Here is a 21,314-nt window from a genome sequence, read left to right as displayed (position 1 = left end):
ACAGTCCGGATATGAAAGCACGCATCGGGAGTGGCGTCACTATATTGCCATACTCAATGCCAGGCTAATGCTAATTTTGTTCTTAGCATATTCATTTTACATCTTTTGTCTGGCGCGATTTGGCTGTTATGTTTGCATTGTTTTTTATTGTATACAATTGAATGCATTTTTGCATGAGTATGTTTTGCAATATTTTTTATCTGCCAGATGGAAATAAAAATGACAACAGAAACATCGCAAACTGATTACCCTCGTGGTTCACAACTCAGTTATTTCATTGCACATGCTTATGAATGGAACATTCCTCCGGCGGTATTCCATGAGGCGAAAAGGGCGCTAATCGATCACCTGGCTGTGGCTATTGGTGCTGTTAACGATGAGGCGGTACTGGCTGTTCGTCAGGTCGCTAAATCGTGGGGTGCCACCGGTGATGCGCGTATTTTTCTCGGGGCAACGACTACCCCGGCACTGGCCGCGTTGATCAACGCCACTATGGCCCACGCAACTGATTTTGATGACACCCATCCGGCAGGTTCAGGCCATCCCGGAGGACCATGCTGGGCAACGGCTCTGGCTATGGCTCAGACCCATTCTGCTAACGAAGAACAGACATTACGGGCATTTATCGCCGGGTTTGAAGTCATGGCCAAACTCGGTGGTGGCTGGGTTCCGGGCGTCGGGCGCCATTTACAACGCCGTGGTTTTCATCCCACTTCCGTAGTTGGACGAGCCGGTGCGACTGCGGTAGCTGCCTCGATCCTTGGGCTTAACACTGAACAAATCGCGAATGCGCTGGGTGGCGCGGCGACCATGATGGGGGGCCTGCAAAAATCCTCCGGCACGCACGGGAAACCTTTCCATGCAGGGAAAGCGGCGATGGATGGCATCCTTGCTGCACAGCTAGCCAGTGAAGGTTTCGTTGGCGCTCATCACTTTTATGAAACCGATGGCTGGGTACGTAATTTTATTCAGCAGGGTGAGGTGGATATTCCCGAGCTGGATTTTGGTGATAGCTGGGAGCTGCTGACTAACGGCTACAAACTTTATGCCAGCTGCCGTGGAACCCATGCCTCGATTGAGACTGCACTAAAAATTTACCCGCAGTTAAACGGACGCGAGATTGAACGTATTAGCGCCCGGGTACACCCGATGGGGATGGTGAATGCCGGGATAATGGATCCGAAAAATCCGCTGGAAAGTAAATTCAGTATTCCCTACTGCATTGCCCTCGCGCTGAGCGGTTATCGCCTGACTGATGCTGATTTTACTCCGCAAACAACGAGTGATGTTAATGCCCGTAAGTTCCTGCCATTACTGACTATCGAAGCCGTTGAAGGGCAGTCCGCTAGCTCCGCGTTTATCGACGTTTTGCTGAGCGATGGCGAGGTCATTCATGCGCATACCGATGTTTATCGCGGGCATCCACAGAATCCATTGACCGAAGAAGAGCTGTACGAAAAATTTGCCGCTTTAACGATACCGGTACTCGGCGCAGAACGTAGTGCCGCCCTTTATCAGGCCGCCGCGCACTTTGAACGACCGGGATCTCTGGCAACGATAACGGCTTTACTCGCTGGTAACTACTGATTTTTAAGGACTCTTTGATGACCGTGGCGCAACAATTTGCGAAGAACTTACTCTCTTTTTCGCAGCAACCCTTCTCTGAGCTGGCGCGTGAACAGGCGCGTATTGCCATTATCGATACCCTGGGCGTGACTCTGGCGGGGGCTGTCCAGGAAGAGGCGGGTAAATTACGTAGCGTAATTACTCTGTCAGCGGCGAAGGGTAACAGTCGGGTGTTCGGAACTGACCTGCGTTTAAACCCGCTTGATGCCGCGTTATTAAATGGCACTGCGGCCCACTTGCTGGATTTTGATGATTCCAACTCCTGGTTACATGGTCATATCTCGGTTGCCGTGCTACCTGCTTTGTTGGCCCTGGCGGACGATCGTAACCTTAACGGTGATGCGATTATTCGTGCCTATCTGACAGGATATGAAACCGCGGTACGGATGGGTAAAGCAGTTAGTCCTTTCCAGTATCGCCATGGCTGGCATCCAACCACCACGGTGGGAATCTTTGCGGGCGTTGCCGCGGCGGCAGTATTAGTAGGTTTAAGCGAACAGCAGACGGCAACGGCGCTCTCTATTTGTACCTCACTGGCCAGTGGAATTAAGTCTAATTTTGGTAGTGAGACCAAAGCGCTGGGGGTTGGACAGGCGGCACGCAGCGCCGTGCTGGCCGTGTTATTAGCTGAAGCGGATTTTAGCGCCGGTAAAACAGCGTTTGAACATCACCATGGTTATTTCAATGTCTTTAATGGCAGCGCCAATGCTGATGCCTTACCCCTGACAGAATCCTGGGAAGGAAAGGTTCATATCCTTGATACGGAGAAAAGTAATAACTTCAAATACTTCTCTTGTTGTTATGCCATTTTGTCTCCTGTCGATGGCGTACTTGAATTGCGTAAACAGACCGAACTACAGGCTGAAGAGATTGCCCGCATTGAGGTACAGGTTCATCCGATCCGTTTTCCGCATATCAATATTCCGCAGCCTGAAAACCCGCTGGCAGGAAAATTTAGCCTGCATTACTGCGTGGCGCGGGCTTTTGTCACAGGAACGCTGACGCTGGATGATTTTGTCGATAATGCCCGTTTTTCTGACCCCCAAACCCAGGCATTAATGAATAAAGTCACCCTGACGACCCATCAGGATACGGTCACCCATACCGCTTATGTCACCTTAACCACCACTGATGGACAGCAGTTCCATCAGTCAGTTGCTGGTGCATTGGGTTCCAGCCCATCTCGCCCGCTTCCGGAAGGGGTGCTTGTCGAGAAATTCTTTGATTGTGCGACCCGGGCACTGCCGCTTGAAGCGGCGAAGTCACTCTATCAGAGGTTATTACAGGATGATTATCGTTGAGTGGAATAGAGCTGATTCAGCAATGGGTTCCCGCTGATATTTCACCCGTATTTGCCTGTGTGATGGTGCTGTGTAGTTTTGTGACCTCTGCGCTGACAGCGGCCCTGGGGCTTGGAGGAGGCACAGTATTACTCGCCATCATGGCGGTGGGGATGCCGGTCAGTAGCCTGATGCCGGTCCACGGCATTGTGCAGCTAGGGTCGAATCTGAGCCGTAGTCTGATCCAACGAATCTATATCGTCTGGCCGCTGGTGCTGTGGTTTTTACTGGGTTGTGTCATCGGGATTGCGCTGGGTACGCCACTGGTGGCGATTATTCCGGACAGTGCGGCACGTATAGCCTTAGGTCTGTTTGTGCTGTGGTCGGTTTGCCGTCCACGTCGCAAAAGTAAACCTCTCAACCGGCCCTTATTTATTCTCGGTGGGGGATTAAGCAGTCTGGGGTCGATGATTGTAGGGGCAACAGGGCCGATGGTGGCAGGGCTTATCAGCTCTCAGGGGCTGACCAAGCAACCGCTGATTGCGACACACTCAATCTGCATGGTCCTTCAGCATGGCCTGAAGATCCTCGCTTTTGGATTGCTGGGATTCGCCTGGTCTGCCTGGTTACCTGTCCTGGCTGCCATGATAGTCAGTGGGGTTTTAGGCACCTGGCTTGGAACACGTTTACTGGATCATTTGCCTGAACGCTTCTTTCGCGTGGTGTTCAGGCTGACGATGCTGATATTAGGCCTGCAATTGTTATGGCAGGGCATGAGTCACTGATTTTATCAGACCATTTTCGCATTTGCTTTGCTGGATTTTGTCTTTGCCAGGACGGCTCATTTTGAAAAAAATAACGTTATCTGTGCCGGTCACATTTAACCCTTAATAAATATTGATGATGAGTAGCAGAAGGAACTTTCATGTTGAAACAAACGACTTTCGTGGCGGGGGCATTGTTGCTGGCATTCAGCGCCTTAACAGGTCAGGCATTAGCGAATGAAGCGCCTGTCGCAAGCGGCGATACGCTCAAAAAAATTCTTGCCCGAGGTGAGGTGGTCTGCGGTGTCCATCCGGCACGGCATGGCTTTGCCTCTATTGATAGTAAAAGCCAGTGGCAAGGTTTGGATGTGGATTTTTGCCGCGCTCTGGCAGCGGCCGTATTTGGTGATGCCAGTAAAGTCCGTTTCACTCCGCTTTCAACTGCTCAGCGCTTTCCGGCTATTCAGTCCGGTGAAGTTGATGTGCTTTCGCGCAATATCACCGCTTCTTTGACTCGGGATGTTTCACTCGGGCTGAGTTTTGCACCACCGAATTTTTATACCGGCACCGGGTTTATGGTCCGCGCTAACAGTGGGGTTAAAAAAGTAGAAGATCTGGATGGTGCGACAGTGTGTATCACGCCAGGCAGCAGCACCGAGCAGAATGTGGCGCAGATTTTTGCCTCGCGCAATATGCACTACACGCCGGTGGTGATTGAAAATAATAAGGAGTATGTCGCCGCGTACCTTGCCGGGCGTTGTGATGTGATTGCCCGGGATAAAGTGGCGTTATCTGGCGTGAAAAACTTTGATGCCGAAAATGCCGACGACCACATTATTTTACCTGGTATCTACTCCAAAGAACCGCTGGCAATGGCCGTTCGCCGGGGTGATGACCAGTGGGCTGATATTGTGAAGTGGGTGGTTTACGCCACCTTCAATGCTGAAGAGCTAAAAGTGAATCAGAACAATGTTGATGAACAGCTGAAGTCAGTGGATCCCGATGTACAAGGCCTGTTAGGTGTAAGCGGTGACTATGGTCAGAAACTGGGCCTGGATAATAAATGGGCCTATAACCTGGTGAAACAGGTGGGGAACTACGGTGATATCTATAACCGCCACTTTGGCCCGCAAACCACAGAACCTTTGGATCGTGATTTAAATAATCTGTGGACCGAAGGTGGCCTGTTGTACGGCTTACCGATTCGCTAACTGATAGATCCCTGTGAGAGGGATCTTTCTCTTTTTTATGTCTGTCACTGACTTTGAAATAATGAAACCAATCGACAATGTAAACCGCGCACTTTCTTCAACCGGAGGTTCGCGCCACCCTTTGCTTACCTTTTTTGGCAGCAAGACGACCCGTGCCTGGTGTTACCAGGTTCTAGTGGTTTTGCTGTGTGTGGTGTTTTCCTGGTGGCTATACAGTAATGCGGTGGACAATATGCGCACTCAGCGTATTACCACGGGCTTTGCTTTTCTTGAACAAAGTGCCCAGTTTGCGATTGGTGAAACGCTGATTGATTACCAGTCTAGCGATAACTATGCCCGTGCTGTGCTGGTTGGGTTGCTGAATACGCTGTATGTCGCTATCTGTGGCATTGTTCTGGCGACAGTACTGGGGTTTATTGTCGGTCTGGGGCGCGTCTCAAAAAACTGGTTGCTGGTTAAACTGGCGGAAGTTTATGTCGAGCTTCTGCGCAATGTTCCGGTTATTTTACAGGTCATTTTTTGGTCGGTATTAATCCGTAATCTGCCAGCACCCCGCGAAGCTATTGAACTCTTCAATTTTGGTTTTTTGACCAACCGCGGGCTGACAGTCACTGTTTTAGAGCATCATGATGGGTGGTTATGGACGCTTATTGCATTCGTCGCGGCACTGATACTGAGCAGTTTACTGGCGTTTATTTCCCGACGTTTACGTGAACAGCACGGGCGTACTTTTTCCGTCACCAGACTTCGTGTTGGCTTAGTGATTGGTCTGCCGCTTCTGGTCTGGTGGCTGGCCGGAGCCCCTTCACAGTTAAATAGCCCGGAACTGCGAGGTTTTAATTTTAAAGGTGGCTTTACGGTCAGCCCGGAATTTACGGCGCTATTGCTGGGGATTGCTCTGTATTCGTCTGCTTTTATCGCTGAGATTGTGCGCTCCGGTATTCAGTCGGTACCGAAAGGACAGCTTGAGGCTGCTCGCTCCCTCTCTTTGTCATCCTGGCATATCACCCGCCATGTCGTTATTCCTCAGGCGATGCGGGTGATGGTACCGCCGCTTGCTAGCCAGTATGTCAGCCTGACGAAAAACAGTTCGATTGCCGTGGTAGTGGGTTATCCGGAGCTTGCCAATATCAGTAATACACTAATGAACCAGACCGGCCAGGCGTTAGAGGCCATCGCTATCATGATGGTGGTTTATCTTATTATCAGTGCCAGCACGTCATTGATGATGAATATCTTCAACCGTTACGTTGCCATTAAAGAACGCTGAGGAATTGAATATGCAACATTCAGCAATTTACTGGCTGCGACGTAATTTATTCAGCAGCCTGATACAGTCTATTCTCACTATCACCCTGGGTATCGTTATTGTGCTGGCAGGTGCAAAACTTTTGCGCTGGGGCATCTATGATGCGGTATTTACTGGCACAGTTGAGCAGTGTCGCGTGGCGACGGGAGCATGCTGGGCCGTTATTGCAGAAAAGCATCGTCCCATTTTATTTGGCCTTTATCCCTACGAACAGCAGTGGCGTCCTGCCCTTTGTATGCTGATTTGGCTGGTGAGCGTGGTGGTGTCATTGTCACCCGCTTGCTGGAAATCGCGCTATTTGTGGCCGCTGTGGGGCGTTGCTCTGGTCGTGATGGCCATTTTGATGAGTGGCGGTGTCTTCGGGCTGGTTCCGGTTCCTTCCGCTGACTGGGGCGGCTTGCCGCTAACACTATTACTCTTTTCCGGTACGGTGATGATAGGCCTGCCGGTTTCGGTTGCGCTCGCCTTAGGTCGCCGATCGCCGCTCCCTTTTTTGCGTGGATTATCGGTTATTTTTATTGAAGGGCTACGTGGTGTGCCTTTGATAACGATACTGTTTGTCGCAGTGAATATCTTCCCGCTATTTCTGCCTGCGGATATGGAGGTGAACAAACTTCTGCGTATTGTGGTGGCGATAGCATTATTTTTTGCCTGTTATCAGGCTGAAGTTATCCGCGGAGGACTTCAGTCGGTCCCGCGCGGTCAGTATGAGGCGGCGGCGGCACTCAACCTGGGATACTGGCATACCACTACTAAAATTATTTTGCCTCAGGCCTTGCGAATCTGTCTGCCTGGCGTGACGAATCATATTATTGCCGCGATGAAGAATACCTCATTTGTCATTATCATCGGCCTGTTTGATGTGCTGACGGCAACCAGTGCTGTCATGCAAGATCCGCTCTGGCGACGGTATTACATTGAAACCTACCTCTTTATCTCAGCCATTTATATTCTGTTTGGTTTTGCGCTTTCTCGCTACGCCATTTGGGTAGAAAAACGTATTGATTCCAGCCGTAATGAACAAGGAATAGCCTGATGTTACAACGTCCAGTCATAGAAATTAATGCAGTTAGTAAATGGTTCGGGAAATTCCAGGTTCTCAACAATGTCTCAATGCAAGTAGCCAAAGGCGAACGAGTCGTTATCTGCGGGCCTTCTGGTTCAGGAAAATCGACACTCATCCGTTGTATTAATCGGCTGGAAGAACATCAGCAAGGACAGATTTGGGTTAATGGCATTGAGATGAATGACAACCTGCGAAATATCAATCGCATTCGTCAGAGTATCAGCATGTTATTTCAGCAGTTTAATCTGTTCCCCCATCTGAGCGTTCTGGATAACTTAACGCTCGGCCCTAAGCTTGTGCGTAAAATGAGCCAGAAGCAGGCAACAGAGCTTGCCATGCACTATCTGGAAAAAGTGCATATTGGTAACCAGGCATATAAATTTCCTTTGCAACTTTCTGGCGGGCAACAGCAGCGCGTGGCTATTGCCCGTGCACTCTGCATGGAGCCAGAAATACTGCTGTTTGATGAGCCAACCTCAGCGCTTGATCCTGAAATGATCAAAGAAGTTCTGGACGTGATGTTAGATCTTGCCGAGGGTGGAATGACCATGATTGTCGTCACTCATGAAATGGGTTTTGCCCGGACTGTAGCAGACAAAGTTATCCTGATGGCGGATGGCGCAATTGTAGAGTCTGCCCCGCCTGAGCAATTCTTCAACCAGCCTGAGCATCCAAGAACACAGCAATTTTTAGAGCAAATACTAAGCCACTAGATCGTTATTTCATTGGCTTTCAATATGTTGAAAGGTAACTGCAATGGTATATCTCTCGTCATCATGATACTTGATGGCGGGCGATATATTTTGCGTATCGATAAATAATTCCGCACAATAATAATTAGCATGGTATTTAATTAATAAATAAAAATAATATTTATTATTGATATCATTCATGCCAGAATTTCTCTCCCCTCTCATTTTTATCATCTAAAGCAAAAAATAACCTATTGTTATTATTGTGTTTTATTATTTTTTTGACTAAAAGAGTCAAAAAATAACGTTCTGAATTCTTTTGGCGATTTAATTGATTTTGATCTAACTGTCATAAATTGCGATGTGCATGATGAAATACATGAACTATGTTTTCTGACATGAGAAATTATTTCTATACATAGGGGGAAATTAATTTCCTCAGAGGAAATCTGTCAGGTTACGTATTTCGTTATACTTTTATATTTTGTTATGACCTTTCACGGTAACTAAAATGAAATTTTATCATGATAGATTTATTGTGTTAAAAATTCGTTTTTTTACAAATGGTTATTTCTTATTTTATGGTAATTATATTATTTTTGACGAGCCGTTCGATGATATAGATTTATTTTTTTTAAATTTGATTTGTAAAAACTCAGATTCGACCTATTTTTTATATGAGCTTAGATTCATCGGATAGTAAACACTTATTAGGTGAGGGAATTATTTATGAATAAGAAATCAGTATCTTCAAATTATAGCGAGCTGGATGATGTCTATGGATCGCTTGAGCTATCCAGATCATTACCAAAAAGTCAGTTTCCTACAGAAGAACGTGATCCTCGCAATGTATTCAGTGCCATACGTGATGAGCTCATGCTTGACGGTAATTCGCGCCAAAACTTAGCGACTTTCTGTCAAACATGGGTTGATGACGAAATCCGTGAGTTGATGGACTTATCTATCGATAAAAATATGATAGATAAAGATGAATACCCGCAAACCGCAGAGCTGGAAAGTCGTTGCGTGAGAATGCTCGCAGACTTATGGAATTCTCCAGATCCAGAAAATACCCTCGGTTGCTCCACTATTGGTTCATCAGAAGCCGCGATGCTGGGTGGTCTGGCATTAAAATGGCAGTGGCGTAAAAAACGCGCTGCTCAGGGCAAATCAACCGATAAACCAAACCTGATTTGTGGGCCGGTACAAATCTGCTGGCATAAATTTGCCCGCTACTTTGATGTTGAACTTCGTGAGATCCCACTTGAGGGCGATCGCCTGATTATGAACGCCGAAGAAGTATTAAAACGTGTTGATGAAAATACTATTGGTGTTGTACCCACTTTAGGTGTCACCTTTACCTGCCAGTACGAGCCGGTTAAAGAAGTCCACGATGCACTGGACAAATTACAGCAAGACACTGGTCTGGATATTCCTATCCATGTGGATGGGGCGAGTGGTGGTTTCCTGGCGCCGTTCTGTGCACCAGAGCTGGAGTGGGATTTCCGCTTACCACGCGTTAAGTCCGTTAACTCCTCTGGCCATAAATTTGGTCTAGCCCCTCTGGGTGCTGGCTGGGTTGTCTGGCGTGAAGCGAAAGACCTGCCTGAAGAGCTGATTTTCAATGTGAACTATCTTGGCGGTAACATGCCAACCTTCGCACTAAACTTCTCTCGCCCTGGTGGCCAGATTGTCGCTCAGTACTACAACTTCCTGCGCCTGGGACGTGATGGTTATGCAAAAATTCATAATTCTTGCTACGCCACTGCACAATACTTGTCTCGTGAAATTGAAAAACTGGGTCCATTCGAAATGCTTTTCGATGGCGACAGTAAAACAGGTATTCCAGCCCTGGCATGGAAAATCAAAGACGGCGCGAAAGTCAGCTACTCTTTATATGATATTGCCGACAAATTGCGTAGCCGCGGCTGGCAAGTACCGGCTTACTCAATGCCTGCAAATCGTGAGGATATGATTATTCAGCGTATTCTGGTACGTCACGGTGTCAGCCTCGACTTGGCTTCCTTACTGATTGAAGATTTCAAACGCACTTTAGAGTATTTCGAAAAACACCCTGTCAGCGTTCCTCTGTCTGATAAAGACGGTACTAGCTTCAACCATAGCTAATCATTCTATCCCCGCTAGTTCAAAGAGCCCTTGGCTCTTTGAACTTCAAGTATCAGTTAATGACTGATTACTTTTACTAAAATAGTTATTAAGAGAGTGCGTATGGCAACAACAACGACAGCTCCGGCGGCAAAACAGCTAACGTTATTGGGCTTTTTTGCAATTACGGCATCGATGGTTATGGCGGTATATGAATATCCGACCTTCGCCACATCCGGTTTCAGTTTAGTTTTCTTTTTATTATTAGGCGGATTGTTGTGGTTTATTCCGGTTGCACTCTGTGCTGCTGAAATGGCAACCGTAGAGGGCTGGGAAGAGGGCGGCGTATTTGCCTGGGTCTCTAATACATTGGGTGAACGGTGGGGGTTTGCAGCGATATCTTTTGGTTATTTGCAAATAGCCGTTGGTTTTATTCCAATGCTTTATTTTGTCCTCGGGGCCTTGTCCTATATTCTGAACTGGCCAGAACTGAATACCGATCCGGTTATTAAAACTATTGCCGCATTAGTCATTCTATGGGGACTCGCATTCACTCAGTTTGGTGGAACTAAATATACTGCAACGATTGCTAAAGTCGGTTTCTTTGCCGGTATCTTACTGCCAGCCCTGATTTTAGTTGTTCTGGCAATTAGCTACCTGGTAAGCGGTGCGCCACTGGCAATTGAAATCAGTGCTGATACTTTCTTCCCTGACTTCACCCAAATCGGCACCATGGTGGTATTTGTTGCCTTTATTTTAAGTTATATGGGTGTTGAAGCCTCGGCAACTCACGTCAATGAAATGAAAAACCCGGGTAGAGATTATCCGGCGGCCATGCTGTTGCTGATGATAGCGGCCATCTGCTTAAGCTCAATCGGCGGGTTATCCGTTGCAGCGGTTATTCCAAGCAATGAAATCAACCTGTCGGCAGGTGTGGTGCAAACCTTCAGTGTCCTGGTTGGCCATTTCAGCACCACGCTTGAATGGGCAGTCCGTGTTATCGCTGCGTTATTGCTATTAGGTGTACTGGCAGAGATTGCTTCATGGATTGTCGGACCTTCACGCGGTATGTTCGTTGCTGCTCAGAAGGGCATTTTGCCAAAAGCATTCTCTAAAGTTAACAAAAATGGCGTGCCTGTGACTTTGGTTATCTCTCAGTTACTGATTACCACAGTCGCGCTGACCGTGTTGACCAACACCGGCGGCGGCGGGAATATGTCGTTCCTGATTGCCCTGGCACTGACAGTGGTTATTTATCTGTGCAGCTACTTTATGCTGTTCCTGGGTTATATCCATCTGGTTCGTAAACAGCCAGAAAAGAAACGTGCATTTAATATCCCGGGTGGTAAAGGTGTTAAGCTGATACTTGCTTTTGCAGGGCTTATCATCTCTATCTTCGCGTTTGTAGTGTCATTCTTCCCACCAAGTTCTTTACCTGTTGGTGGAAGTGCAGATACTTACGTCATCTTACTGGGCGTTAGCTTTGTGGTGATTTTCCTGGTGCCGTTTATTATCTATGCGCTGCACGATAAGAGAGGCAAAGAAACCGGTATCACTATGGTGCATATCAAAACGCACAATGCGCCACCGAACCACTTCTTTATTCACCCGCGTGCACGTTCTTTCTGGCACCTGGTGCATAATGATAAATTGGAAAACAAGCAAGATAGTGCAAACAATGGTCCGGATAAAAAATAGACCCGGAACGACGATAACGGCGTGAGAGTCACTGAGGGTTTCCAGAGATTCTGAGCCGTGAATGAAAAAACCGGATAGCATTAAATGGCTCTCCGGTTTTTTATTGCCAGTCATTCACGCTATCAGCGGGCGATACTTCGCGTCACGAGTTGCGGCATATCCCAGGCGCCACCTGCACGAATTAAGCGACAACGTCCGGTATTACCCGATGAGCTGGCAACAAATTTCTGCCCATCCCAGACCCACTGCTGGTAGTTCCAGCAGTCTCCTAATCCACGACCTTTCATAGCAAACGACAGCAGGCCGTCTTCATAGTCGGTAGCGCTGTCAGTTACTACCTCGGGTGGGATACTCATATCGTTCCGAATAACATAATAGACATCACCGCTGTTATAAGCCGCTCTCCAGCAGGGTACGGTCACGAGGGATTGTTCATTATTCAGCCTGGCTATCTGCCATGTTTCGGCGAGCAACTCTTCATCGCAATCTGTAGTCGAACTTTTTAATTCGAGGATCTGCGGTTTAATTAATGCAATTTCCTCAGCGGTCATATCGCGACTGTCAGTATCCATCACTGGGGCTTTAACAATAATCGGAACTGCAACAGGTGGTTTGATACTGGCTTCGCTGGCTGTCCCTTTTTTTATCAAAGCATCAGGGGTACCAATACGCCCCTGAACATCATCCATTTTCAGTAGTACAGCGCTGGAGCCTGCCCCGGAGAAGATGTACTCATTGATATTATCTATAAAGCTAATGGTGCTATCACGCTGAAGCGCTTGTTTAAAGGCGCTGAACTGCGCTTCACTCATTTTCCAGCTATCACCATCCAGGGTTAATAATGGCCCCTGAGATATTTTATTAATCAGTAATAGCGGTATTCCGGGAGTGTTCTGAGCCGTTTCACCGTCATAGTCTGCCAGCATCACCTTGTTAGTGACGGGGGTTGCTACTCCGGCTTCACGGGTAATCAGAACCGTTGCTGCCGGGTCAATATCATCAGAAGAATAGCCAGCCGCGCGGCAGGTCAGGGTATTATCACAAACCAGATCCCAGTCTTTGTGGGTAAAGTTGACCGCCTCTGGTATCTGAGTTGCCTGTACACTCCCAGAGATAGCTAACGCCAGTCCAGACAGTACGAGTTGCGTACTCAGTCTGCTGAACAGGGCGGTAACGTGCTTCCGTTGGGTCATAAATTATCCCTTAAAAGATGATGTTTTGTTAATTTTCGTTGGATTGAGGGGCGATTATATCAGGTGTATTTTTTATCGGTGAGGTAGAAAATTCGCTGCCTTATCAGACAGCGAATAGCCACGATATTATTTCAGGGGAGGAAGAATTTCAGATATTCTGGACAGAACAGCAGGACAGCCAGCGAGCACGGCATTGCCTTTCAGTAATCCTTCGTTGTCTAAAAATGCATTACTCTTTCCTCCGGCCTCGGTGATAAGCAGTAATCCAGCCAGTACATCCCAGCTGTTAATATATTCTTCGTAATAGGCATGAACTAAGCCGGATGCAACATGTGCCAGCATCAGCGCGCCGGCACCAAAACGACGGTATTCGATTCCGTCACTAAGTACTGATTCAAGTGTCTGAGTATAGCGCGCCACCGTAGTGCGACTTGAGCGCCCCATACCTATCACTACGGCATCAGAGGCAGGCTCTTGCAAGCTCAAGCGTTTACCATTGAGAAATGCCCCTGCGCCACGTCGTGCAAAGAAAAATTCATTACGATCAGGGGCATAAATGATACCCAGTTCGATGATGTCTTGTTGAACATAAGCGAGCGAAATACACCAGTAGTCCATACCGCGGATAAAGTTAGTCGTACCGTCTATTGGATCAAGCACCCAAATCCCGGACTTCCCGGCAACCAGACCGCTCTCCTCGCCAAGAAAACCGTCTTCGGGAAACTGTTCCGCCAGCCACTGCTTCAGCACACTTTCAACATAGACATCCGCTTCAGAGACAAAATCCTGGCGACCTTTGCTTTCAATCTGTAATCCTGCGTCACGTAACGCTTGGGCTCTGGCACCTAGCTGGCGAATTAAATCACATAACCCTTGCTGTTGTTGTTCCGTCATATTTCTCGCTCTTATCAAATAGATGGCGATGTGCGCCGGTAAATTAAAGACACCTTAACCCAGGAGGTTTGAGAGGGTTGTGTCGGGTTACTGGTGCGTGCCAGCAGATGGGCCAGCGCTTGCCGGGATAGCTCAGTAATATCCTGATGTAGCGTGGTTAACTGGTAACTATACTGCTCGGTTTGCGGCGTATTATCAAAGCCGATCAGTTGAAAATCTTGCGGGGCATCTTTACCACGCTTTCGCATACCGTCGAGAAAGCCACAGGCTAATTGGGCGTTGGCGCAAAATATACCCTTGAGGTCTTCCGCTGCCTGTAACGCCGCATGGAAACCGCCATGGTATCCTTCCTGCCCGGCAATCAGCGAAACTAAATCCAGCCCGGTATTTACGCCTGATTGCTGCAGTGCCCGGGTAAAGGCTTCGCCGCGCATTCTGCCTGCCCAGGTTGAATTCTCGGTATTCAGCCAGCCAAAACGGCGACAACCGGCACGCACTAATTGATTAGCCGCAAGGGTCGCGCCAGCAACGTTATCGGAGCAGACATAGTCGACGCCGGGAATATCAGGCTGACGATTAATCCCGACCACCGGAATATGCTGTTGTACGCATTGATTGACCAGTGCCTCCGGGGGTTTGCCTGAAGTAACTATCACGCCGGAAACGCGAAACTGGGTGAAATTGCGTAGGGTTTCCGCCAGCTCCTGCTCATTATGAATTTCAGACACCAGCGCCTGAAAACCCAGGCGTTGTATCTCAGTGAGCAACCCATCCAGCAGCGAACTACGAAAAGGATCGCTGATATGAGAGACAATAACCCCGATTAAATGACTGCGCTGGCGGTTTAGTCCTTGTGCTAAAAAATTAACCTGATAACCCAGCTCCTCTGCGACTTGTAAGACCCGGGCGCGTGTTGCCGGAGAAATACTGCCGTTATTACTGAGTGCACGAGAGACCACGGCACGGGAAACGCCAGCCTTGCTGGCGACATCCTGGGCGGTCACATGCTGCCTGTCGGGTAACGGACTCACAGCGGATACTCGGTATGAAAAAACTGCTGTTGAGAAAAGTCATATTGTAAACCGTCCTCGCTGACAAACAGTCCCGGATAGAGCAGGCAGGCTTGCCGCAGCGCCGGAAGAATAGCGTCATTACAGTGATAGAGCCCAAGCCGGGGTAGGGCGAGTTGCTGAAATAGTGCGAGACAGCCAGGATAGTCTCCGTGGGAGGAATCATTTGCCAGAGCGGTCAGTGACGCACATTCCTGAAAAGCCAACCGACTGCCCACCATTAACGCCAGCGATTCGGGAGTCGGACGACCATCACCGCTGTAAAACAGGCTATCCTGGCCGATGTCTATCCGGATTGCCTGGTTGGCGATTTCGTGCTGAGTTGGAGCGGTCTGGATATGCCAGTGCTGCCAGTTCCAGCTCGTGTCGCTGTCCCGCCATTCAATAGCAAAGCTCAGTGAGGTCGCAGGCCAGTTTGCCAGCCTGGCTAATTGCATTAGCACCGGACGCTGTTCTGGCTGACTATAAATAATCAGCGGCTTATGACGTGAAAAACTTTTCCAGTAATTGAGTAATGCCGTCAGCCCGGTGCAATGATCCGGGTGGACGTGGGTAAAAAATATCGCATCAATATCATTAATATCTCCTTCTCGCTGCCACAGTGCTCTGGGAATGGTCGGGCCGCAATCGATAAGCCACTGGTAACGCTCATCCATCACTCTTAACGCAGAAGTATTTTGCCAGCGGGAGAACGCGCTACCACAGCCGAGAACGTCTATTTTCATTTTTCCTCGCCAAAAAATTTTTCGCGCTTAATTAAAGTGTCACAAAGACACGCCAGAGTAGGCTCACATAGTGTCGGATTTGCGTTTCATTTTTTTTACAAATTAATGAACACGTGTTCATCGGCATAAAAAAAATTAAACAGACTGTCTGGACACAATAATGAGCTACCTGGATATTTCCCAACTCAAAATAAGTTATGGAGACAAAGTTGTCCTGCAAGATATTAATCTTGCGGTCAATAAAGGCGAAATGATCGCTCTACTTGGCCCTTCCGGCTGTGGAAAGACCACGTTATTAAATGCTCTCTGTGGTTTTATTCCGGTTCAGCAGGGAAGCATAGTTGTAGCCGGTCGGGATATCACGGTTAGCGAACCGGAACAGCGTAATATTACGATGGTTTTTCAAAGCTATGCCTTATGGCCGCATCTGTCGGTGGCACGTAATATTGGTTATGGCCTGAAGCTACGTAAATGGAAAAATCATGATATTAAGCAGCGGGTTGATGAGTTATTACAGGTCGTCAATCTGGTTGGTTTAGCTGATGCCAAAATAACCGAGCTCTCTGGTGGCCAGCGGCAGCGCGTTGCGCTGGCACGTGCGCTGGCTATTGAACCGGATGTACTGGTGCTTGACGAACCGCTCTCTAACCTTGATGCAAAGGTGCGTTTAAGCGTGCGCCATGAAATTAAATTGCTGCAAAAAAAACTCGGGTTTACCTCGGTTATTGTCACCCATGACCAGCAAGAAGCCTTAGTTATGGCAGACCGTATTGTGGTTCTGAATAATGGTCATATTGAACAGGTTGGTACGCCTGAAGATATTTACCAGCGCCCGGAAACGCCATTTGTGGCTGATTTTATGGGTGCTGATAACCGTATTTCATTAAATGAAATCACAACGTCGATGGGTGATAAATATCATCTTAATCTGGAAGGTGAATATCAGGCAGAAAGCTTGATATATTTTCGTAGTACCGATGTCGCGCTTTCAGTATTAAATCAGGATACGCCACGAAAGGGATTAACGCTTGAGGGGATAGTCGAACAGAATGCTTTTCTCGGACATCATTACCGTCACGGCATTCGTTGCCACGACAGACTATTTCTAGCCGATTCACCACAATGCTGGCCTGTAAACTGCCCGGTTAGATTACAGATCCCCGCATCCGCTCTGCATATTTTTAACACACATCATACGCACTAAAATTATTCAATTACTCTGAGGGCAATTCATGTTTACCAAAACAAAACTCGCGCTAATCACTGCATTATTACTGAGCAGCGCAGCGCAAGCGGAAACTGTGTTAAATGTCGCCACTGCAGGTGATCAAAATATGGTGGATTACGTTAAAACCTGGCTGGGACCAAAATTTGAAGCGACCCATCCTGGTGTGAAAGTCAGAGTGGTAGGCACCGGTCCTGGTGATGCGGGTTCCAACAAAGTGATTGAAAAATTAACCGCCCAAAAAGAGAGTGGCGCTAAAACCTGGGATATCGATGTTGCCGTGGTACATCAGAAAGCGGGCGGTGAACTGGTAGAGAAAGGTCTGCTAGAAAAATATCGTCAGCAGATTAAAACCGGTTCAATGGTCAGCGCTGATAATGCTAAAAATGCGCTTGGTGTGAATGTTGATGGCTATGTTATGCCGATGTTCTTAAGCCAGACAGCCATTGCCTGGAACAGTGAAGCGATAAAAACGCCGCCAGCTTCTTATGACGAGCTGGTCACTTGGGCACAAAAGAATCCACAAGCTTTTGGCTATAACGGTATTAAAAATGGTATGTCCGGTGTGAGTTTTGTCGTGGGCTGGATTTATGCCTATGGCACCGATGCCAAGCGTTTATCGGCACTACCTTACGATAAAGGTGTTGAAAAAAACTGGCCTCAGGCATTTGAAAAACTGAAAGAGTTTAATAAGTACGTGACCTTTACCCCTGGTAACGCCGGGACACTCGATATGCTGTCGCGTGGTGAAATTACGATGGGCCCGGTATGGGTTGATATGTTCTACAGCTGGAAAGATCAGGGTAAATTACCGCCATCACTGAAGCTGACTTTACTGGCGCCGGGTATGCCGGGACAACCGATGTATTACGTGACGCCTGCTAAGGCAGCGCAGCCGCAACTGGCCCGCGAGTTTATTGAACTGGCCACCAGTCCGGAAGTCCAGGCTGAAGGTATTGTTAAGCAATTCAACTGGTATCCGGGTATTGATGCCGAAAATGTGAAATCAAAACTGGATGAAAAAACCTGGCAGAAATTATTTGCTGAAATATCGCCTGAAGCCCTGGCTGAATATGGCAAAAGCTTCCCGATAGCACCTTATTTTGACGATATCAAAGAAGGCTATGAAAGCCAGGTCAGTAACTAATGATTTCCCGATGCTCAGAGTGATTCTGCTTTCACTCTGAGCATTTTTCTTATCGCTATAAGGTTCGTCATGCGCTTATCGCTAAAATATCTGCTGCTGGTGAGTCCGGCTGCTTTGATGATTGTGGTGTTATTCCTCTATCCTCTGGGCTTCTCACTGATTTCGGCTTTTACCTCTAAAACGCAACAATTTACGCTGGAACATTTCAGTAAAGTTTTTACCCTTTATTCCAATGATATTCTGTTTACCGTGCTTATCGTGTTGATTTCCGTCGCGCTGCTGGCGGTTATCTCTATTACGCTTTCTGCGGTAATTACTCTGTCGCCCTGTAAACCAGTAGTACGGGCACTGGCCTTTTTATATCGCTTACCGTTGTTTATTCCTTTTATTGTCGCCGCCCAGATGATGCGTACATTTCTGGCTAAAAATGGCCTGATGAATAATATGCTGGTGGCGACCGACTGGGTAACACCCATGGATACCGTATCCTGGTTAGGCTGGAAAGGCATTATTATTACTTTTGTCTGGAAGCAGCTGGCCTTCGCAACACTATTAATTTGTGGGGCGATGGCCTCTCTTGAACAAGCGCAAATTCTGGCTGCGAGAAATCTTGGAGCCTCCCGACCACGTATTTTATTTGGCATTATTCTGCCGCAGGTGATGCCTGCGATTGGCGTGGCATTAGTCCTGTCAACGGTCGTGATGATGTCAGTCCTTTCCGTTCCGCTAATGATAGGAACGGGATCACCGACTATGCTGACCGTTGATATGGCTTTCCGTGTAAATTCGTACGGTGATTATGCCGTGGCAAATGCCCTGGGCGTAATTTCGCTGCTAATTTGCGGGGCGCTTTCCTGGTTTTATCTGCGGCACAGCCTGCGCCAGAAAGGAGGAGAATAATGAAAGAACTAGCAATGACATTACCGGCAAGATTATGGGTAAAAGGGCGCCAAAGATTATCTGGTAACCTGTTGCTACAAACCATTCTGGTTATCCTCATAACCTTTGTAATGTTTGGCCCCTTGCTTAATCTACTGATCTGGACCGTGGCGGAAAGCTGGTATTTCCCCCATACCCTGCCTAATCAGTGGGGACTAAAATACTGGTACCAGGTATTCAGCCCTTATAGTGACGTTTCCAGTTCGCTATTCACCAGTATTTTTATTGCCATACTCTCCGTGGTGGTCTGCCTGCTTATTGCCATTCCTGCAGGTTATGCATTATCCCGGCGTGGCATGCCGTTCAGAGTCTTTTTTATGCTGCTGTTTCTTATCCCGCAAGCGTTTCCAAACTTGACGGTGTATATGAATATCGCGCGTATTTTTTATCAGTGGGGATTAAACGGGACGATTGCTGGCGTAGTACTGGTGCACAGTGTTCATGGCTTGATGTATGCGGTCTGGATTTGTGTCGCGGCTTTTTCTTCCGTTGACCCACTCCAGGCAAGAGCTTCACGTAATCTGGGGGCCGGTCCGATATTTACCTTCTGGCATATTATTCTGCCCCAGGCTTCACCTGGCATTATTGCAGCCGGTATTTTTGTCTTCCTTGAATCGCTTGATGAGTTTACCGGAACATTTTTTGTTGGCGCGCCGGAGATAACCACCTTACCGCTGCTGCTGTATAATGCCAGCATGTCAGGAAATTATCAGATATCGTCAATTACGGCACTGATCCTGTTGGTACCCTCGATACTCTTTATGCTGGTGATTAATAAATTTATGCGACCGGAAATGCTGTCGAAGATGGGGAAGTAAAGCAGACTGTCTGTATTACGACAAAAGATAGTTGAGTACAATGATGCAAAGACTATTTTTTAATGAGTAACAAGGATGTTACGCAAATAGCAATAATATATTACCGCCATTTTTCAAGTTTTTTAGGTGATATATTTTTTCGGAAAAATGTTAATTGAAAGTAAGGCTGGAGCATCAAGGTTATTCTCCGGATGAAGAGAAATTAAATGGGTCTGTACTCCTGCTACGGTCCGATTTGTAACGGTGGGCGTTATAATTTAATTGTCTCAAAAATCCAAGTGAAATAATTAAAGGAGAATGTATGTTTCAGGGGTTTTCATATATGAAGCTGAATGAAAGTCGTCCGGATAATATAGGAGGAGTAAGTGGTGATATAATTAAGGGTGATTTAAATGAGCCACCAGGAATTAGTAGGGTAATTACTGGGGTGGGAAATAATACCGAAACTAAGGTTGATCGTGTCGTTCATTTTTTTGATACTGAAACAGTAGATATTTCCACGAAAAAAAGTTTGGCGAAGCGTATATTTATTGGCGGCACTATTCTGACAGGAGTAAGTGCACTGGTTGCAGGTGGGGTTTACTATTTTTTAGGAAGACAGAGTACAAGTAATTGTTTAGAAAATATGCCGCCTCCTTGCCTTCCAAAAGTTCCAGCTCCGGTAGATAGAGTTTTGTGGAACATTGGTGAGGGCTCATCAACTACAGCAGGCTATACTTTGAGGCCTGAAGTTGATTCGACGGCGACTCCAGAAACATCATTTTCCCCCTATTCTTATTATGAAAAAATTTATGGGGACAGGGCAACGCAAAGTCAAATCCGCCATCAGACATCAGTCAGCACAACAGATAAACCGGATATAATAACGACAAGCTCCTCAACTTCAGCATATATGAAAACGAAGCAAACGTCCGCTCCAGATATATCTGAAACTCATGATAAGATGCGTTCTATTCTTTATAATGCGCTAATGCGAGATGATGATAATGCTCAACCATTAGGTCCAAAATTTCATGCTCAGATATCCGATTTTTGTTATTCAGAGTTAATTAAACCTGCAATTGAACAAGCTTATACAGGCGATGTAAACCAAAGGTGTACTTTACTTCGTAATCTGAGTGATATAATTGATGATTTTATAGTAGATGAGGTTCTGCTTATAGATGAGCATGATCTGTTGAAGGCGTTGACAAAGAGTGAATATATGGAAGAACTCATAATAAAAAGAAAGGTGACAACACTAATTATGGCTGCAGAGTCTATTATGGAAAATAAAAATTTTGATGAATTTTACGTTGATACAATGAAAAATTATAAACAATATTCAACAAGTGAAATAGAAGATAAAGAGATCGCTATTTGGAAATACCTTTCAGATAATGGATGTTTGGATGATTATTACGATAGTGATGAATATAATAATAAAGATAGTAATGAATATGATGAAGGTTAATTGTTATACATGCTGAAGTTAATCACTAATTAACACGATAATAAAATAAAAAGAAGGAAAATAGACTTTCCTTCTTTACTGTATCAGACGACCCGATA

18 protein-coding genes are annotated in these 21,314 nt (G+C 46.9%); 14 read left to right on the top strand and 4 right to left on the bottom strand.

The window, feature by feature from the left end; translation table 11 throughout:
* Window positions 1–219 precede the first annotated feature (219 nt).
* The 9 genes from M2387_RS14050 to gadC all read left to right on the top strand — a co-directional run bounded on the left by M2387_RS14050 (window position 220) and on the right by gadC (window position 11,752).
* Window positions 220–1,587 carry an MmgE/PrpD family protein gene (locus tag M2387_RS14050; RefSeq protein WP_259050264.1) on the top strand — a complete coding sequence of 456 codons (1,368 nt, stop codon included), beginning with the start codon at window positions 220–222 and terminating at the stop codon, window positions 1,585–1,587.
* A 17-nt stretch (window positions 1,588–1,604) separates the two neighbouring features.
* The gene (locus M2387_RS14045; protein WP_259050263.1) at window positions 1,605–2,927 is read left to right on the top strand and encodes an MmgE/PrpD family protein; all 1,323 of its coding nucleotides are present in this window, start codon (window positions 1,605–1,607) and stop codon (window positions 2,925–2,927) included.
* A gap of 62 nt (window positions 2,928–2,989) precedes the next feature.
* Complete coding sequence (locus M2387_RS14040; RefSeq protein WP_259050573.1) at window positions 2,990–3,691, top strand: sulfite exporter TauE/SafE family protein; 702 nt, start codon at window positions 2,990–2,992, stop codon at window positions 3,689–3,691.
* Between the two features lie 140 nt (window positions 3,692–3,831).
* Complete coding sequence (locus M2387_RS14035) at window positions 3,832–4,881, top strand: amino acid ABC transporter substrate-binding protein (protein ID WP_259050261.1); 1,050 nt, start codon at window positions 3,832–3,834, stop codon at window positions 4,879–4,881.
* 61 nt (window positions 4,882–4,942) lie between these two features.
* A complete protein-coding gene (locus M2387_RS14030; protein ID WP_259050259.1) occupies window positions 4,943–6,151 on the top strand; it encodes an amino acid ABC transporter permease in 1,209 nt (402 codons plus the stop codon).
* 10 nt (window positions 6,152–6,161) lie between these two features.
* The gene (locus M2387_RS14025) at window positions 6,162–7,226 is read left to right on the top strand and encodes an amino acid ABC transporter permease (RefSeq protein WP_259050258.1); all 1,065 of its coding nucleotides are present in this window, start codon (window positions 6,162–6,164) and stop codon (window positions 7,224–7,226) included.
* The gene (locus M2387_RS14020) at window positions 7,226–7,969 is read left to right on the top strand and encodes an amino acid ABC transporter ATP-binding protein (protein ID WP_259050257.1); all 744 of its coding nucleotides are present in this window, start codon (window positions 7,226–7,228) and stop codon (window positions 7,967–7,969) included. Before M2387_RS14025 ends, M2387_RS14020 begins: the two co-directional genes overlap by 1 nt.
* Window positions 7,970–8,677: 708 nt before the next feature.
* Window positions 8,678–10,075 carry a glutamate decarboxylase gene (locus tag M2387_RS14015; RefSeq protein WP_259050256.1) on the top strand — a complete coding sequence of 466 codons (1,398 nt, stop codon included), beginning with the start codon at window positions 8,678–8,680 and terminating at the stop codon, window positions 10,073–10,075.
* Between the two features lie 102 nt (window positions 10,076–10,177).
* Window positions 10,178–11,752: a glutamate:gamma-aminobutyrate antiporter gene (gadC, locus tag M2387_RS14010; protein ID WP_259050255.1), complete on the top strand. Its 1,575-nt coding sequence runs from the start codon at window positions 10,178–10,180 to the stop codon at window positions 11,750–11,752.
* Window positions 11,753–11,874: 122 nt separating this feature from the next.
* On the opposite strand, the gene M2387_RS14005 is transcribed toward gadC, so the two are convergent.
* The 4 genes from M2387_RS14005 to M2387_RS13990 form a co-directional block, all read right to left on the bottom strand.
* The gene (locus M2387_RS14005; protein WP_259050254.1) at window positions 11,875–12,945 is read right to left on the bottom strand and encodes a DUF1176 domain-containing protein; all 1,071 of its coding nucleotides are present in this window, start codon (window positions 12,943–12,945) and stop codon (window positions 11,875–11,877) included.
* A 126-nt stretch (window positions 12,946–13,071) separates the two neighbouring features.
* Complete coding sequence (locus M2387_RS14000; RefSeq protein WP_259050253.1) at window positions 13,072–13,839, bottom strand: inositol monophosphatase family protein; 768 nt, start codon at window positions 13,837–13,839, stop codon at window positions 13,072–13,074.
* Window positions 13,840–13,853: 14 nt separating this feature from the next.
* On the bottom strand, window positions 13,854–14,870 hold the full coding sequence (locus M2387_RS13995; protein WP_409039971.1) for a LacI family DNA-binding transcriptional regulator: 1,017 nt from the start codon (window positions 14,868–14,870) through the stop codon (window positions 13,854–13,856).
* Complete coding sequence (locus tag M2387_RS13990; RefSeq protein ID WP_259050252.1) at window positions 14,867–15,634, bottom strand: MBL fold metallo-hydrolase; 768 nt, start codon at window positions 15,632–15,634, stop codon at window positions 14,867–14,869. The genes M2387_RS13995 and M2387_RS13990 overlap by 4 nt, the downstream gene beginning before the upstream one ends.
* 160 nt (window positions 15,635–15,794) lie before the next feature.
* Here M2387_RS13990 and M2387_RS13985 point away from each other — a divergent pair, with 160 nt between their 5' ends.
* The 5 genes from M2387_RS13985 to M2387_RS13965 all read left to right on the top strand — a co-directional run bounded on the left by M2387_RS13985 (window position 15,795) and on the right by M2387_RS13965 (window position 21,216).
* Entirely contained in the window at window positions 15,795–16,838 is a 1,044-nt protein-coding gene (locus M2387_RS13985) for an ABC transporter ATP-binding protein (RefSeq protein ID WP_259050251.1), read from the top strand.
* A 28-nt stretch (window positions 16,839–16,866) separates the two neighbouring features.
* Window positions 16,867–18,006: an ABC transporter substrate-binding protein gene (locus tag M2387_RS13980; protein WP_259050250.1), complete on the top strand. Its 1,140-nt coding sequence runs from the start codon at window positions 16,867–16,869 to the stop codon at window positions 18,004–18,006.
* Between the two features lie 69 nt (window positions 18,007–18,075).
* On the top strand, window positions 18,076–18,906 hold the full coding sequence (locus M2387_RS13975) for an ABC transporter permease (RefSeq protein ID WP_259050249.1): 831 nt from the start codon (window positions 18,076–18,078) through the stop codon (window positions 18,904–18,906).
* Window positions 18,906–19,763, top strand: a complete 858-nt coding sequence (locus tag M2387_RS13970) for an ABC transporter permease (protein WP_259050248.1) — start codon at window positions 18,906–18,908, stop codon at window positions 19,761–19,763. Before M2387_RS13975 ends, M2387_RS13970 begins: the two co-directional genes overlap by 1 nt.
* A 322-nt stretch (window positions 19,764–20,085) precedes the next feature.
* Entirely contained in the window at window positions 20,086–21,216 is a 1,131-nt protein-coding gene (locus tag M2387_RS13965; protein ID WP_259050247.1) for a hypothetical protein, read from the top strand.
* Window positions 21,217–21,314: the final 98 nt, after the last annotated feature.

It is taken from the genome of Klebsiella sp. BIGb0407 (assembly GCF_024807845.1).
Taxonomy (GTDB): domain Bacteria; phylum Pseudomonadota; class Gammaproteobacteria; order Enterobacterales; family Enterobacteriaceae; genus JGM124.
Note: the sequence above shows the minus strand (reverse complement) of the source record. Positions and strands in the feature narration are given on the sequence as shown.

Excerpts from the sequence above, each read along its gene's own strand:
- M2387_RS14050 (WP_259050264.1), top strand. The coding sequence starts at position 220 with ATGACAACAGAAACATCGCAAACTGATTACCCTCGTGGTTCACAACTC.
- M2387_RS14045 (WP_259050263.1), top strand. The coding sequence starts at position 1,605 with ATGACCGTGGCGCAACAATTTGCGAAGAACTTACTCTCTTTTTCGCAG.
- M2387_RS14040 (WP_259050573.1), top strand. The coding sequence starts at position 2,990 with ATGGTGCTGTGTAGTTTTGTGACCTCTGCGCTGACAGCGGCCCTGGGG.
- M2387_RS14035 (WP_259050261.1), top strand. The coding sequence starts at position 3,832 with ATGTTGAAACAAACGACTTTCGTGGCGGGGGCATTGTTGCTGGCATTC.
- M2387_RS14030 (WP_259050259.1), top strand. The coding sequence starts at position 4,943 with ATGAAACCAATCGACAATGTAAACCGCGCACTTTCTTCAACCGGAGGT.
- M2387_RS14025 (WP_259050258.1), top strand. The coding sequence starts at position 6,162 with ATGCAACATTCAGCAATTTACTGGCTGCGACGTAATTTATTCAGCAGC.
- M2387_RS14020 (WP_259050257.1), top strand. The coding sequence starts at position 7,226 with ATGTTACAACGTCCAGTCATAGAAATTAATGCAGTTAGTAAATGGTTC.
- M2387_RS14015 (WP_259050256.1), top strand. The coding sequence starts at position 8,678 with ATGAATAAGAAATCAGTATCTTCAAATTATAGCGAGCTGGATGATGTC.
- gadC (WP_259050255.1), top strand. The coding sequence starts at position 10,178 with ATGGCAACAACAACGACAGCTCCGGCGGCAAAACAGCTAACGTTATTG.
- M2387_RS14005 (WP_259050254.1), bottom strand. The coding sequence starts at position 12,945 with ATGACCCAACGGAAGCACGTTACCGCCCTGTTCAGCAGACTGAGTACG.
- M2387_RS14000 (WP_259050253.1), bottom strand. The coding sequence starts at position 13,839 with ATGACGGAACAACAACAGCAAGGGTTATGTGATTTAATTCGCCAGCTA.
- M2387_RS13990 (WP_259050252.1), bottom strand. The coding sequence starts at position 15,634 with ATGAAAATAGACGTTCTCGGCTGTGGTAGCGCGTTCTCCCGCTGGCAA.
- M2387_RS13985 (WP_259050251.1), top strand. The coding sequence starts at position 15,795 with ATGAGCTACCTGGATATTTCCCAACTCAAAATAAGTTATGGAGACAAA.
- M2387_RS13980 (WP_259050250.1), top strand. The coding sequence starts at position 16,867 with ATGTTTACCAAAACAAAACTCGCGCTAATCACTGCATTATTACTGAGC.
- M2387_RS13975 (WP_259050249.1), top strand. The coding sequence starts at position 18,076 with ATGCGCTTATCGCTAAAATATCTGCTGCTGGTGAGTCCGGCTGCTTTG.
- M2387_RS13970 (WP_259050248.1), top strand. The coding sequence starts at position 18,906 with ATGAAAGAACTAGCAATGACATTACCGGCAAGATTATGGGTAAAAGGG.
- M2387_RS13965 (WP_259050247.1), top strand. The coding sequence starts at position 20,086 with ATGAAGCTGAATGAAAGTCGTCCGGATAATATAGGAGGAGTAAGTGGT.